Annotated in this window: 15 protein-coding genes; 1 reads left to right on the top strand and 14 read right to left on the bottom strand. The window is 58.9% G+C overall.

The genetic code is table 11. The annotated features are described in order from the left end of the window. Positions 1-33: 33 nt before the first annotated feature. The 6 genes from CSQ93_RS17690 to rpsF form a co-directional block, all read right to left on the bottom strand. Positions 34-660: a DUF47 domain-containing protein gene (locus tag CSQ93_RS17690; protein ID WP_010400015.1), complete on the bottom strand. Its 627-nt coding sequence runs from the start codon at positions 658-660 to the stop codon at positions 34-36. A 94-nt stretch (positions 661-754) separates the two neighbouring features. Beyond that, positions 755-2140, bottom strand: a complete 1386-nt coding sequence (locus CSQ93_RS17685) for a replicative DNA helicase (RefSeq protein WP_034750488.1) — start codon at positions 2138-2140, stop codon at positions 755-757. Positions 2141-2275: 135 nt separating this feature from the next. After that, positions 2276-2731 (bottom strand): 50S ribosomal protein L9, encoded by a 456-nt coding sequence (gene rplI / locus CSQ93_RS17680; RefSeq protein ID WP_034783456.1) that lies wholly within the window; start codon positions 2729-2731, stop codon positions 2276-2278. Positions 2732-2758: 27 nt separating this feature from the next. Beyond that, positions 2759-3049 (bottom strand): 30S ribosomal protein S18, encoded by a 291-nt coding sequence (gene rpsR, locus CSQ93_RS17675; protein WP_010400024.1) that lies wholly within the window; start codon positions 3047-3049, stop codon positions 2759-2761. A 25-nt stretch (positions 3050-3074) separates the two neighbouring features. Next, entirely contained in the window at positions 3075-3374 is a 300-nt protein-coding gene (gene priB, locus CSQ93_RS17670; protein ID WP_099379153.1) for a primosomal replication protein N, read from the bottom strand. A gap of 20 nt (positions 3375-3394) precedes the next feature. Beyond that, the gene (gene rpsF, locus CSQ93_RS17665) at positions 3395-3787 is read right to left on the bottom strand and encodes a 30S ribosomal protein S6 (protein WP_058049076.1); all 393 of its coding nucleotides are present in this window, start codon (positions 3785-3787) and stop codon (positions 3395-3397) included. Between the two features lie 275 nt (positions 3788-4062). On the opposite strand from rpsF, the gene lexA reads away from it, so the two are divergent. Beyond that, positions 4063-4698 (top strand): transcriptional repressor LexA, encoded by a 636-nt coding sequence (gene lexA, locus CSQ93_RS17660; protein WP_035821024.1) that lies wholly within the window; start codon positions 4063-4065, stop codon positions 4696-4698. A gap of 71 nt (positions 4699-4769) precedes the next feature. Here the strand turns inward: lexA and CSQ93_RS17655 are convergent, their stop codons facing one another. The 8 genes from CSQ93_RS17655 to trpA all read right to left on the bottom strand — a co-directional run bounded on the left by CSQ93_RS17655 (position 4770) and on the right by trpA (position 13241). Then, positions 4770-5543, bottom strand: coding sequence for a tetratricopeptide repeat protein (locus CSQ93_RS17655; protein ID WP_099379152.1), 774 nt, complete (start codon positions 5541-5543; stop codon positions 4770-4772). A 79-nt stretch (positions 5544-5622) separates the two neighbouring features. Next, positions 5623-6867 carry a cystathionine gamma-synthase family protein gene (locus tag CSQ93_RS17650; RefSeq protein WP_099379177.1) on the bottom strand — a complete coding sequence of 415 codons (1245 nt, stop codon included), beginning with the start codon at positions 6865-6867 and terminating at the stop codon, positions 5623-5625. Positions 6868-6909: 42 nt separating this feature from the next. Beyond that, positions 6910-8433, bottom strand: coding sequence for an amidophosphoribosyltransferase (gene purF / locus CSQ93_RS17645; RefSeq protein ID WP_034750508.1), 1524 nt, complete (start codon positions 8431-8433; stop codon positions 6910-6912). 45 nt (positions 8434-8478) lie between these two features. Further along, entirely contained in the window at positions 8479-8967 is a 489-nt protein-coding gene (locus CSQ93_RS17640; RefSeq protein ID WP_077407525.1) for a CvpA family protein, read from the bottom strand. 20 nt (positions 8968-8987) lie between these two features. Beyond that, on the bottom strand, positions 8988-9947 hold the full coding sequence (locus CSQ93_RS17635; protein WP_099379151.1) for an SPOR domain-containing protein: 960 nt from the start codon (positions 9945-9947) through the stop codon (positions 8988-8990). 24 nt (positions 9948-9971) lie between these two features. Continuing rightward, a complete protein-coding gene (gene folC, locus CSQ93_RS17630; protein ID WP_099379150.1) occupies positions 9972-11270 on the bottom strand; it encodes a bifunctional tetrahydrofolate synthase/dihydrofolate synthase in 1299 nt (432 codons plus the stop codon). A gap of 103 nt (positions 11271-11373) precedes the next feature. Continuing rightward, the gene (gene accD, locus CSQ93_RS17625) at positions 11374-12246 is read right to left on the bottom strand and encodes an acetyl-CoA carboxylase, carboxyltransferase subunit beta (RefSeq protein WP_010400390.1); all 873 of its coding nucleotides are present in this window, start codon (positions 12244-12246) and stop codon (positions 11374-11376) included. A 197-nt stretch (positions 12247-12443) separates the two neighbouring features. Beyond that, on the bottom strand, positions 12444-13241 hold the full coding sequence (trpA, locus tag CSQ93_RS17620) for a tryptophan synthase subunit alpha (RefSeq protein ID WP_099379149.1): 798 nt from the start codon (positions 13239-13241) through the stop codon (positions 12444-12446). Positions 13242-13247: the final 6 nt, after the last annotated feature.

Here is a 13247-nt window from a genome sequence, read left to right as displayed (position 1 = left end):
TTTTCTGATTCTGGTTCAGGACAGGCCCAACGCTTACGCGTTTTCGACGATGATGCCTTCGATAATATTGGACACATCTTCGCAACGGTCGGTCACGGTTTCCAGAATTTCGTAGATCGCTTTCAACTTGATCAGGTTGCGCACGTCCGGTTCGTCGCGGAACAGCTTGGACATGGCGGCGCGCATCACGTGGTCGGCGTCCGATTCCAGGCGGTCAATCTCTTCGCAGATGGCGACGATCTTGCGCGAGTTGTCCATGTTGTGCAGCATGGCGACGGCGTCGCGCACTTTTTCGGTACAGGCCAGCACCAGTTCGGCCAGGCGCTTGGCTTCCGGCGTGACGGCTTTCAGGTCGTACAGCGAGACGGTTTGCGCCGCATCTTCCAGCAGGTCGAGGATGTCGTCCTGACGCGTGATCAGCTGATGGATGTCGTCGCGGTCGATCGGCGTGATGAAGGTCTTGTGCAGCATTTCCACGGTGGCGTAGGTGACTTTGTCCGCCTGTTTCTCGATGCTTTCGATCGCATGCACGCGGTTTTCCAGGTCGTCGAAATTGGTCATCAGGCCGAGCATCTCTTTGGCGCCCTTGACGCACAGTTCCGCGTGCTGGTTAAACAATTCAAAAAACTTGCCCTCAGTGGGCATCAAGCGTCCAAACATGTCATTCTCCGTTAAGCATTGAGTCGTGTTATTTACTACAGAAAGCCGCCCCGTTATCGGGGGCGGCCGATGGAATTGCCAGTGCTGCTGAGTCTTAGTCGCCTTGGTAAAGCGCCAGGCCACCACTGTAATTGCCAAATTTGGTGTACTGCCCCATGAAGGTAAGGCGGATGCTGCCGATTGGACCGTTACGTTGTTTACCGATGATGATTTCGGCCGTTCCCTTGTCTGGCGAGTCGGGGTTATACACCTCGTCACGGTAAATGAACAGGATCACGTCGGCATCCTGCTCAATAGCGCCCGATTCGCGCAAGTCGGACATGACGGGGCGTTTGTTCGGGCGTTGCTCCAGCGAGCGGTTCAGCTGGGACAGCGCGATCACGGGGCAACCGAGTTCTTTCGCCAGGCCTTTCAAGCCCCGTGAAATCTCGGAAATCTCCGTGGCGCGGTTGTCGCCTGGCGTATTGGCCGACATCAGCTGCAAGTAATCGACGATGATCAGGCCCAGCTTGCCGCATTGACGCGACAGGCGGCGCGAGCGGGCGCGCAATTCGATGGAATTGAGCGCCGGCGTTTCATCGATGTACAACTGCGCGTCGTTCATCTTCTGGATCGCATTCGTCAGGCGCGGCCAGTCTTCGTCGTTCAGGCGGCCCGTGCGCAGGCGGTGCTGGTCGAGCTGTCCGACGGAGCCGAGCATACGCATGGCCAGCTGGGCGCCACCCATCTCCATCGAGAACACGGCCACGGGCAAGCCGCTGTCGATGGCCACGTTTTCGCCGATGTTGACGGAAAACGCCGTCTTGCCCATCGACGGACGGCCCGCCACGATCACCAGATCGCCCGGCTGCAGACCGGAGGTCATGCGGTCGAGATCGATGAAACCGGTGGGCACGCCCGTGATTTCACTCTGGTTGTCGCGGCTGTACAGCTCGTCGATGCGCTCGACCACCTGCGTCAGCAGGGGCTGGATGGCGGTCCAGCCCTGGGCGCCGCGCGCGCCTTCTTCCGCGATGGCAAAAATCTTCGATTCGGCCTCGTCAAGCATTTGCTTGACTTCCTTGCCTTGCGGGCTGAAGGCCGTGCCGGAGATATCGTCGGCGACGGTGATGAGTTTGCGCAGCACGCCGCGGTCGCGCACGATCTCGGCGTAACGCCGGATGTTCGCGGCCGATGGCGTGTTTTGCGCCATGGCGTTCAGGTAAGCGAGTCCGCCCACATCATCGGCCTTGCCGAGCTGGGTCAGGGTTTCAAAAACAGTAATGACATCGGCGGGCTTGGAAGCGTTAACCATCTTGACGATTTGCTCGAAGATGATGCGATGGTCATAGCGATAGAAATCCTCCGCATGCATGAAGTCGGCGATGCGGTCATATGCGGCATTGTCGCGCAGCAGACCACCGATAACGGATTGTTCTGCTTCGATCGAATGCGGCGGAATACGGAGGGAATCCAGTTGCGGATCAGAGGGGGCGTTCATGGCGCGAATTATACCCGCTTCGGCGTGCTGGCAAAAATAAAGGGCTGAAATTGAGCGAAAAAAAGGCCACAAAAAAGCCGGGCGAACCCGGCTTTTCATAGTGCGGCAATGCCTGCGGGCCAGGCCCGCAGACGATTACGCGTTCGCGTCTGGAACGACAGCGATAACAACTTCCACAACCACGTCGGTGTGCAGAGCAACCGAAACGTTGTGCTCGCCAACGATCTTCAGCGGGCCGGTAGGCATGCGGATTTGTGCTTTTTCAACAGCAAAACCTTGCTTGGTCAGCGCTTCAGCGATGTCGAAGTTGGTGACGGAACCGAACAGACGGCCATCAACACCAGCTTTTTGAGCAACTTGAACGGTCAGACCGCTCAGTTTTTCGCCCTGGGCTTGCGATGCGGCCAGTTTGGCAGCAGCAGCTTTTTCCAGTTCGGCGCGCTTGACTTCGAATTCAGCCACAGCGGTTGCCGTAGCACGACGTGCCAGGCGTTGCGGGATCAGGAAGTTACGTGCGTAACCGTCTTTGACTTTGACGACTTCGCCGAGGTTACCGACGTTAACAACTTTTTCTAACAGAATGATTTGCATAGTTCTTCTCCAGGAATATCTGACCGATTAAGCGTGGTGCAGATCGGTGTATGGCAGCAGCGCGAGGAAGCGAGCGCGCTTGATTGCGGTGTCAACTTGGCGCTGGTAGTGCGCTTTGGTACCGGTCAGGCGTGCTGGCATGATCTTGCCGTTTTCTTGGACGAAGTCTTTCAGCGTGTCGACGTCTTTGTAGTCGACTTGCTCAACGTGAGCTGCGGTGAAGCGGCAGAACTTCTTGCGTTTGAACAACGGGTTTTGCTGTTTGCGTTTTTCTTTAAGCTTGAGCTTATTTTTGTCGAACTTTTTACCGAATGCCATGTCAGGCTCCTGTATCTAAAATGCGCTAGTCAAAATTGACTGCACTAAAATCAATGATGTGAAACACCAAACTCTTGCTGTTGCGGCTCTTCCTGGCCAGGAAACCCGTGAACTGATATACCCCGCCCAAGCTTGCCTGACTGAACCGGCCTGAGATTTCGCCAGCGGCTAGCGCGGCAACATCAAACTCGGTCAAACGGGCAATCCCTGCTTCCATCTGCTGCGAACTGTGTTGCAATACTGCATTCACAATCGGCAGCCCTGCCGGGGTATAGCGCAATATTTCGCGCTCGGCAATGATGGCGGTGACTTGTAGCTGGTTCAGCGCACGATCCTGGTCAAGAATTAAGCTGCTGCTGCTGCGGCTGGAGCGGCTGCTGGTGCTTCGGTGCGGTGGCTTTTGGCCGCGTCTTCGCGTTGTACCGATTTCATCATCGGCGAAGGAGCTGTTTCAGCTTTCTTCATTTTAACGGTCAGGTGACGCAACACGGCATCATTGAATTTGAATGCTGTTTCCAACTCGACCAGGGTCTCGTTGTCGCATTCGATGTTCAGGCAGATGTAGTGTGCTTTAGGCAGCTTTTGGATCGAGTAAGCCATTTGACGGCGGCCCCAATCTTCCACGCGGTGAACCGAACCGCCGCGGGTGGTTACGCTGGCTTTGTAGCGTTCGATCATCGCGGGCACTTGCTCGCTTTGGTCCGGATGGACGATAAAGACTATTTCATAATGACGCATGCAAACTCCTTCAGGTCGGATTGATAATCGCCCACCCCGGCGTCAAGACGGGTGTGGGAAGGTCAGCCGAAGATTATAACCGCCTTTTGCAAACGTTTCAATCATTCCTTCCACCCGCGCCCGAAAAGACCGTGCGCCAGCGTGCTTTCCGCCCATAGCCGACTATTTCTTGCGAAATTCGCCGAAAACACGGAAATCCCCTTGCATAGTGGGCGATACTGTACAAAAATACAGACTGTTCATATAGACAGCATTTTAGTATGCACCCACCGCTCATGATCAAGCTGACAGCACGACAAGAACAAATCCTGAACCTGATCAAGGACGCGATTGAAAACACGGGCTTTCCTCCCACCCGTGCCGAAATCGCCAATGAACTGGGTTTCAAATCGGCCAACGCGGCCGAAGAGCATTTGCAGGCCCTGGCCCGCAAGGGCGCGATCGAGATTTCGCCCGGCACCTCGCGCGGCATCCGCCTGATCGGCGCCGCCGCTGAAGCGGCGCCATCGAAAGTGCCGGCAGCGCTGCTGATGTCGCTGCCGCTGATCGGCCGGGTGGCGGCCGGTTCGCCCATCCTGGCGCAGGAAAACCTGGAAGCGAGCTACAACGTCGATCCGGCCCTGTTCTCGGCCAAACCCGACTTCCTGCTGAAGGTGCGCGGCTGGTCCATGCGCGACGCCGGCATCATGGATGGCGATTTATTGGCCGTCAAGAAGGTCGACAGCGCCAAGAATGGCCAGATCGTCGTCGCCCGCATCGGCGACGAAGTCACCGTCAAACGCTACAAGAAGACGGGTTCCGTCATCGAACTGCTGCCGGAAAACCCCGACTTCAAGGTGATTACCGTATCACCGGAAGACGAGTTTGCATTGGAAGGTTTGGCCGTCGGACTGATGCGCAGCTGGCATTAAGAGGGAAAGCGCTTGCATCATACCTGCGAGCGCTTAATTCCCATCCTATTGAGCACATCGGCAAGACTGTCTTACTTGCTTGGCAAAGGACTGGTCACCCATTGCGGCGTGTTCGCGGTACGTGAGCGATTCAGTTCACTCATTTCATTTTCTGTCTGAATTTTTTTATTCTCCGCCAAGAGATACGCCTCTGTTTTGGCGTGCCACTCATCACGCTGCGCCAAGATATTTTTTGCCAGCTCACGCCCTTCGGCACTCACCCTCGCATAGGCTGCATCCATGCGCAGCTTGGCCTTTTCAAATTCCTGCTCATTCATCAACGATTCAATAGCAGAAGGAATGGCTTTTCCAGGCGGTAAAGAAGCATTCAGGTTACTGACAAAGTTGTTATAGCACGTCATCCAGGCATCAACACTATCGGCTACATCCCTGATCTGACGCTTGGTTTTGGAGAATGCAGGGATCACCGGGGTAACGCACTTGCTCTTACTCAAGGCAACATCCTCGCCAGCATATGCGTTGACATAGTAATCAATGTCACCTTTTCGCGCGACACGGTTAGCCATAAGGGCAAGCGCGGCTTCGGCATTCTTGTTGCCCGCCTTGGATGCCTGCCCAAACCATTGTCCGGCTTGCGCGGCATCAACGCCCACCCCTTCGCCATACAGATACATCTCACCCAAATGAAATTGAGCCTCGGCATTCCCAGCCTGAGCCAGCTTCTTGTACAAATCCAAGGCTTGCGGATAAGCCTTGGATTGCAGGAATTTATTCGCATCCGTCAGGTCATCAGCATATGCAGCGCAAGAAAACAATAAAAGAACACTCAATACAATTTTTTTCATTCTCACTCTCCAATTAAGAAATAGACACATATGCTTTAATTACACTTAAATGTAATCTCTTTCTCGGAAAAGTGAAACCTTATTCTTCTTTCAATGCTTGCTTGAAGTCACTCAGCAGATCGACCTCGTCTTCGATACCCACCGACACGCGTATCAGCGATTCGGCGATGCCCATGCTGGCGCGGCGCTCGGCGCCCATCTCGTAGAAAATCGTATGGGCAACGGGAATCACCAAGGTGCGCGTGTCGCCGAGGTTGCTCGCTGGAATAGCAAGATTGAGACGATTGAGGAAATCGAAGCAGTCGATGCCGTCTTTCAGCTCAAAGCTGAACAGCGAGCCATAGCTGCGGAACAAATCCGTCGCCAGCGCGTGCTGCGGGTGCGACGCCAAGCCCGGGTAATGCACGGCCGCTACGCGCGGATCGGCGGCAAGCATGGTGGCCAGCGCCTGGGCGTTCGAGCAGGTGCGATCCATGCGCAAGGCCATGGTTTCCGCGCCGACGGCGATGTGGTGCGCCGCTTCCGGGCCCAGCGAGGCGCCGAAATCGCGCAAGGCCTTCGCGCGGATTTGCGCAATGCCCCATTGTGCCGGTGCCGCCTTTTTATAATTCTCAAAGATGTTCGGATACCGCGTCCAGTCGAACACGCCCGTGTCCGTCAAGCTGCCGCCCAGCGCATTGCCGTGACCGCCAATCGATTTCGTCAGCGCATTGACGACCAAGCCCGCGCCCACCGCTTTCGGACGGAACAGGTATGGCGTCGTCATGGTGTTGTCGACGATGTACAAAATACCCTTCTCGCGGCACAAGTCACCGATTTTTGCCAGGTCGGCGATCTGCGTGCGCGGATTGGCGATGGTTTCGACAAACACGATGCGCGTGGCCGGCGTGATGGCGGCCGCCACGTTGGCCACGTCGGTGGCGTCGACGAAGGACACGGCGATGCCCTGCCCCGTCACCGTTTGCCACAGGCTGTTGGTGTTGCCAAACAAAAAGGCCGACGACACAACGTGATCACCGGCGCGCAGCAAGGATTGCACCACGGCGCCGATGGCGCCCATGCCGGTGGCGAAGCACAGGGTCGCCACGCCGTCTTCCATCTTGTTGACCTTGTCTTCCAGCGCGGAGACGGTCGGATTGCCCTGGCGGCCGTAGCGGAAACCCGGCTCCTTGCCCTGGAACACGGAAGCGAGCTGGCGCGCATCGGCGTAACCAAAGGCAACGGAAGTGTGCACGGGCTTGTGCAGGGAGCCGTGCTCGATACCCTTGCGGCGGTCGTTATGCAGGATGGTGGTGGTAAAGCCGTAGTTTTTTTTATCGTTCATGATCGCAAAGAAAAAAAAGCCCGGCATCGGCCGGGCAGGTACTTATGCTTCTGTCGTCGCCAGGTTCAGGTTCAGCTGGGAACGCGGCGTATCTTCGGGCGCTGCCGCCTTCGGATGGTGGCGTGCATACTCCAGGCGGTCCAGGTATTCCTGCGACACGTCGCCCGTCACGTACACGCCATCGAAGCACGATGCTTCGAAGTTGGTCAGGGCCGGATTGACGTCGGCGATCGCCTGCTTCAGCGCGCCGATATCCTGGTAGACCAGGTAGTCGGCCGTGATTTCGCGGCACACTTCTTCCGTCGTGCGGCCATAGGCGATCAGTTCGTCGCGCGTCGGCATGTCGATGCCGTACACGTTCGGGTAAATCACCGGTGGCGCGGCCGAGGCGAAGATGACCTTCGTCGCGCCCGCTTCGCGCGCCATCTGCACGATTTCACGGCTGGTGGTACCGCGCACGATGGAATCGTCGACCAGCAGCACGACCTTGTCCTTGAATTCGGACGGGATGGCGTTGAGCTTCTGACGCACGGATTTCTTGCGCGCCGCCTGGCCCGGCATGATGAAGGTGCGGCCGATGTAGCGGTTCTTGATGAAGCCTTCGCGGTACTCGATGTTCAGCGCCATGGCCAGCTGGATGGCGGCCGGACGCGAGGAATCGGGAATCGGCATGACCACGTCGATATGCACGCCTGGCAATTCGGCACGGATCTTCTCGGCCAGGTACTCGCCCATTTTCAGACGCGTGGCGTACACGGAGGCGCCGTCGATGACGGAGTCGGGACGGGCCAGGTAGACGAATTCGAACACGCACGGGTTCAGGCTGGCATTGTCGGCGCATTGAGCGCTGTGCAATTTCTTATCGGCATCGATAAACACGGCTTCGCCGGGACCGATGTCGCGCACGAAGCGGAAGCCCATGCCTTCCAGTGCCACGGATTCGGAAGCGATCAGGTATTCAGGACCTTGCTCCGTTTCATTGATGCCCAGGCACAGCGGACGGATGCCGTGCGGGTCGCGGAAGGCCAGCAAGCCCACGCCGGCGATTTGCGCGACCGCAGCGTAGCCACCCTTGACGCGGCGGTTCAGCACGGTAACGGCCTTGAAGATGGCTTCCGGATCGAGGTTCAGACCCGTCGTCGCTTCCTGGATTTCATGCGCCAGCACGTTGAGCAGCACTTCCGAATCGGAATCGGTGTTGATGTGGCGGCGGTCGTTCTTGAACATTTCCAGCTTCAACTGTTCCCAGTTGGTCAGGTTGCCATTGTGCGCCAGGGTGATGCCGAACGGCGCATTCACATAGAACGGTTGTGCTTCCTCTTCGCTCGACGAACCGGCTGTCGGGTAGCGGCAATGGCCGATGCCCGTCGTGCCTTGCAGCGAACGCATGTTGCGCGTACGGAAGACGTCACGCACGAGGCCATTGGCTTTGTGCATGGAAAACATACTGCTGTGATTGGTCGCAATCCCTGCCGCGTCCTGACCGCGATGTTGCAGGAGCAACAATGCATCATAGAGCAATTGATTGACAGGTTGATGGGAAACGACGCCGACGATGCCACACATGGTGTGCTCCTAAACTGTGCTACTGATTTTAAAAAAATTCAAAATTCAAAATTTCACATGCTGCGCGTAAGCGGCAGGCAGATAAGGCTTGATGGCGCGCGCGCCCTGCTCCGCGAGCGGGCTGAGCTGCGCGTTTTTCCAGAAGGGCTGCTGCGGTATGGACGTCATGCCACACAAGATGACGGCGGTCAGCACGATCACAAGGCCCCGCGCCACGCCGAACAGGCTCCCCAGGGTGCGGTCGGCCAGGCTCAGGCCCGTCACCTTGACCAGCGCGTCGACCGTCATGGACAGCAATCCCATCAAAATGCGCACACCGATGAACAGCACCACGAAGGCCAGCAGCAGGCGGATGGCCTCGCCCGGCACGGCTTCCGGCAGGAATTTCGCCAGGGTAGCGCCATAGGCGTTGGCAATGACGAAAGCCACGATCCAGCTGACCAATGACAGTATTTCCTTGACCAGGCCGCGCATCATGCTGATCAGCACGGACGTCACCAGCACGAACAGCACCAGGTAATCGAAGATCGTCACGCGCGTTCAGCCTTGCAACATCACGCCGGTACCAGGCTGCCGCCCAGGCCCAGCTTCTGCAGCTTGGCGCGGGTCTTTTCGGCATCTTCGCGACTGCCGAACGGGCCAACTCTTACACGGATGCGCTCGCCCGCCGGGCTGGAGACTTTCTGCGTGTACGACTTGATGCCCGCTTCGCGCAGCTTGTCCTGCAATTCATCGACCTTGTCCTGCGTCGCCAAGGCCGCCACCTGCACCACGAACTTGCCGTTGCCGGCGTCGTGCGCCTTGTCTTGCACCTTCTCTTGCGGCTTGCCTTCCAGGATAGCCAGCGCGCGCGCGGCATCGTCGGCCGATTGCGCCGGCTTGGCGGGCTTAGTCTCGGGCTTGGTTTCCGGTTTTACTTCATGCTTGGGTTCGGGCTTGGGTTCGTGTTTCGGCTCCGGCTTGGGTTCGTGCTTCGGTTCCGGTTTCGATTCCACCTTGACAGGTTTTGGCTCGGGCTTCGGTTCCACATAGGCAGGTTTGACCGGTGCAGGCTGGGCGGCGGCCAGCACGGGTGCTGGCGTCGGCGTCGGCTTGGCCGCAGGCGGCAGCGGCGCGTCGACAATTTCCTCGGACTGGTCCAGACCATTCGATGCGGCCTGGGCCGGAACAGCAGGCACGGGCGCCGGCGCAGGCGCCACAGCCTTTTCCTTCGACGGAATGTCGATGGCGATATCGTTGAAGGGCGCCTTCGGCTCGGAATCGAGCAGCATCGGCAAGCCGACAGCCACGCCCAGGGCCAGGGCAATGGCCCCGACCAGGCGGCGGCGTGCGCGTTTTTTTTCAGGCAAGACCGGATCCGGCGCTTCCTTGCCGCCACGGCGCGATCCGCCACCACCGGAGGTGTTGGCTGCGCGCTTGCGGGTCGGCGACTGTGCTTCGCCAGGGACATAAAAGCCGCTGTCTTCGCCAGAGGATTCTTGCTTGTTTTTAAACAGTTTCGAGAACAAGCCCATGCGTGATTTTCAGTCGAGTGCGTTTCAGTGAAGTGAGGATTTTCGGGCCTTCATCACGCCGGCAACGGTGAGGAAAGAACCAAAGACCACAATTCTATCATTCTCACCGGCCCGGCTCATTGCATTTGCAAAAGCTTGTGCCGGATCATCGAAAATAGACACAGTATGTTCGCTGCTGTCAGGCTTGTCTTCCAGCATGATCTGTACCTTGGCGGCCAGCTCGGAAGCCGTGGCCGCGCGCGGCGAAGGCAGGCCCGTCAGGCACCAGTGGTCGACATGTTCGCTCATCGCGGCCAATACGCCATCGATATCCTTGTCCAGCATGGAGCCGAACACGGCATAGGTGTACGGGTGGAAACCCATATTGCCCAGGTTCTGGTTCAGCGCCGAGGCCGCGTGGGGGTTGTGCGCCACGTCGAGGATCACGCTGGGTCGGCCAGGCAAGACCTGGAAGCGGCCCGGCAGTTCCACCGTCACCAGGCCCGTGCGCACTTCCTGCGCACCCACGGGCAGTTTCAGCTTCAGCACTTCCAGCGCGGCCAGCACGGCCGTCGCATTCAGGATCTGGTTGGCGCCGCGCAAGCTCGGGTAAGCCAGCGAATTGCGGCGCTGCTCGCGCCCGCCGTAGTTCCACTGCTGCTTGTCGCCCGAATAATTGAAATCGCGGCCCATCAGCCACAGGTCGGCGCCGATGGCGGTCGCATGGTCGATCAGCGACTGCGGCGGCACGGGGTCGCTGCAGATGGCCGCCTTGCCCGGACGGAAGATACCGGCCTTTTCAAAGCCGATCGCTTCGCGCGTGTCGCCCAGGTAATCCGTGTGGTCGATATCGACGCTGGTGACGATGGCCACGTCGGCGTCGATCACGTTGACCGCGTCCAGACGCCCGCCCAGGCCCACTTCCAGGATGGCCACGTCCAGCTTGGCCTGCGACAGCAGGTGCAAAATCGCCAGGGTGGTGAATTCGAAATACGTCAGCGGCGTGTCGCCACGCACGGCTTCAACAGAGTTGAAGCTGGCGACGAGTTGTTCGTCGCTGGCCATCTCGCCCAACACACGGGCGCGCTCGTTAAAATCGAGAAAGTGCGGTTTGATGTACAGCCCCACTTTGTAGCCGGCACGCAACAGCACGGATTCCAGCATGGCGCAGGTGGAACCCTTGCCATTCGTGCCCGCCACCATGATCACGGGGCAGGTAAAAGCCAGTTGCATGCGCGCCTTGACGGCTTGCACGCGGTCCAGGCCCATGTTGATCTGGGTTTCCGAATGGCGGGTTTCCAGCATGGCGAGCCAGTCCGGCAAGGTGGTGGGGAGGTTGTGCATGGGAGACTTCTTGATGAGGAGACAGTGCGCGCGGCGCGCAGACGGTGTAGCGTGGCAACCGGGCGTGTCCTGCGGACGCCGCCCGGCCTGTTACGTTGGCGGATTACGCCAAGACTTCGACAGCCTGGTTTTGCAACAAGGCCAGCAGACGAGCGATTTCTTCGCGCATCTTGCGGCGGTCGACGATCATGTCGACGGCGCCCTTGGTGACGAGGAACTCGGCGCGCTGGAAGCCTTCCGGCAGTTTTTCGCGCACGGTGTTTTCAATCACGCGCGGGCCGGCAAAGCCGATCAGCGCTTTCGGCTCGGCGATGACCACGTCGCCCATGAAGGCGAACGAGGCGGACACGCCGCCCATGGTCGGGTCGGTCAGCACGCTGATGAATGGCAATTTCTTTTCCGACAGCTTGGTCAGCATGGCCGTGGTCTTGGCCATCTGCATCAGCGACAGCAAGCCTTCCTGCATGCGCGCGCCACCGGTGGCGGTGATGCAAATGAACGGCACTTTCTGTTCCAGCGCGATCTGCGCGCCGCGCACGAAGCGCTCGCCCACGACGGAGCCCATGGAGCCGCCCATGAATTCGAATTCGAAGCACGCCACGACCACCGGCAGGCTCATGATGGCGCCGCCCATGACGACCATCGCATCCGTCTCGCCCGTCGCTTCCATGGCGGACTTCAGGCGGTCCGGGTATTTCTTGCTGTCCTTGAATTTCAAGGTGTCGACAGGCAGGATTTCCTGGCCGATTTCATAGCGGCCGCCCGCGTCGAGCAGGCTGTCGAGGCGTTCACGCGCGCGGATGCGCATGTGGTGGTCGCATTTCGGGCACACGTGCAAATTCGATTCCAGGTCCGTACGGTACAGCACGGCTTCGCACGACGGGCACTTGACCCACAGGCCTTCCGGCATGGTCTTGCGCGCGGCGGCGTCCGAACGCTGGATGCGCGGTGGCAGCAGTTTTTCCAACCAACTCATATTTTCTCCTTGGGCCCTTGTAGGGGTAGCGTCGGTGGACGCCCCCGGCAGACGGTAAACGGCAACGCCCCGCAGGGCGCCACCAAAAATTTTATCTATTGCACAATAACAGGCAAATCAGTGGCCGAAGTGTAGCCGTTTATCGCCGGGCTGTCGAACTTTGCCGCCACCCGAGCTTGTGTAAACAACAAGCTTGCTCAGGCATCCAGTGCGGAGCGGATACCTGCCGTAAAGCTGCGCACGGCGTCGACGGCGCCACCTTCCGGGGCATTTTCTATCTCCTGGATGATGCGGCTGCCGATCACGACGGCATCGGCCACCTTGGCCACGGCCTTGGCAGTGGCGCCATCGCGGATGCCGAAGCCCACGCCGATAGGCAATTTTACATGCTGGCGGATGGCCGCGAGGCGCTCAGCCACCTGTTCCGTATCAATGTTGCCGGCGCCCGTGACGCCTTTCAGCGACACATAATAGCTGAAGCCGCCGCCAACCTTGGCCACTTGCGCGATGCGCTCTTCGGTCGAGGTCGGCGCCAGCAGGAAGATCAGGTCCAGGCCTGCTGCGCGCATGGCGGCCGCGAATTCCTCGCACTCTTCCGGCGGATAGTCGACGACGATGGCGCCATCCGCGCCGGCCGCTTGCGCTGCATCAATAAAAGCGGCGCTGCCGATGCGCTCGATCGGGTTGGCATAGCCCATCAGCACCACGGGCGTCGTCTGGTTCGATTCACGGAACTGGCGCACATAGCCGAACACGTCATGGATGCCGACATTGAATTTCAAGGCCCGTTCGCAGGCGCGCTGGATGACGGGGCCTTCGGCCATGGGGTCGGAAAACGGCACGCCGAGTTCCAGTATGTCGGCACCGCCCTCGACGAGCGCGTGCATCAGGGGCACGGTGGCGTCAGGGCCGGGGTCGCCGGCGGTTATGAACGTGACCAGGCCGGTCTTGTTGTTGGATTTTAAATTGGCAAAGGTGGTGGCGATACGGGACATGGGATG

The sequence above is a fragment of the Janthinobacterium sp. BJB426 genome (genome assembly GCF_002735705.1).
Classification (GTDB): Bacteria; Pseudomonadota; Gammaproteobacteria; order Burkholderiales; family Burkholderiaceae_D; genus Janthinobacterium.
The sequence above is the reverse complement of the archived record's forward strand: the minus strand, read 5'-3'. Positions and strand labels throughout refer to the sequence as shown.

What these genes read in the sequence shown, in the direction of transcription:
- CSQ93_RS17650 (WP_099379177.1), bottom strand. Translation starts at nt 6,867, where the DNA reads ATGAACGATAAAAAAAACTACGGCTTTACCACCACCATCCTGCATAAC.
- accD (WP_010400390.1), bottom strand. Translation starts at nt 12,246, where the DNA reads ATGAGTTGGTTGGAAAAACTGCTGCCACCGCGCATCCAGCGTTCGGAC.
- rpsR (WP_010400024.1), bottom strand. Translation starts at nt 3,049, where the DNA reads ATGGCATTCGGTAAAAAGTTCGACAAAAATAAGCTCAAGCTTAAAGAA.
- rpsF (WP_058049076.1), bottom strand. Translation starts at nt 3,787, where the DNA reads ATGCGTCATTATGAAATAGTCTTTATCGTCCATCCGGACCAAAGCGAG.
- lexA (WP_035821024.1), top strand. Translation starts at nt 4,063, where the DNA reads ATGATCAAGCTGACAGCACGACAAGAACAAATCCTGAACCTGATCAAG.
- rplI (WP_034783456.1), bottom strand. Translation starts at nt 2,731, where the DNA reads ATGCAAATCATTCTGTTAGAAAAAGTTGTTAACGTCGGTAACCTCGGC.
- CSQ93_RS17655 (WP_099379152.1), bottom strand. Translation starts at nt 5,543, where the DNA reads ATGAAAAAAATTGTATTGAGTGTTCTTTTATTGTTTTCTTGCGCTGCA.
- CSQ93_RS17635 (WP_099379151.1), bottom strand. Translation starts at nt 9,947, where the DNA reads ATGGGCTTGTTCTCGAAACTGTTTAAAAACAAGCAAGAATCCTCTGGC.
- CSQ93_RS17690 (WP_010400015.1), bottom strand. Translation starts at nt 660, where the DNA reads ATGTTTGGACGCTTGATGCCCACTGAGGGCAAGTTTTTTGAATTGTTT.
- CSQ93_RS17685 (WP_034750488.1), bottom strand. Translation starts at nt 2,140, where the DNA reads ATGAACGCCCCCTCTGATCCGCAACTGGATTCCCTCCGTATTCCGCCG.
- folC (WP_099379150.1), bottom strand. Translation starts at nt 11,270, where the DNA reads ATGCACAACCTCCCCACCACCTTGCCGGACTGGCTCGCCATGCTGGAA.
- purF (WP_034750508.1), bottom strand. Translation starts at nt 8,433, where the DNA reads ATGTGTGGCATCGTCGGCGTCGTTTCCCATCAACCTGTCAATCAATTG.
- trpA (WP_099379149.1), bottom strand. Translation starts at nt 13,241, where the DNA reads ATGTCCCGTATCGCCACCACCTTTGCCAATTTAAAATCCAACAACAAG.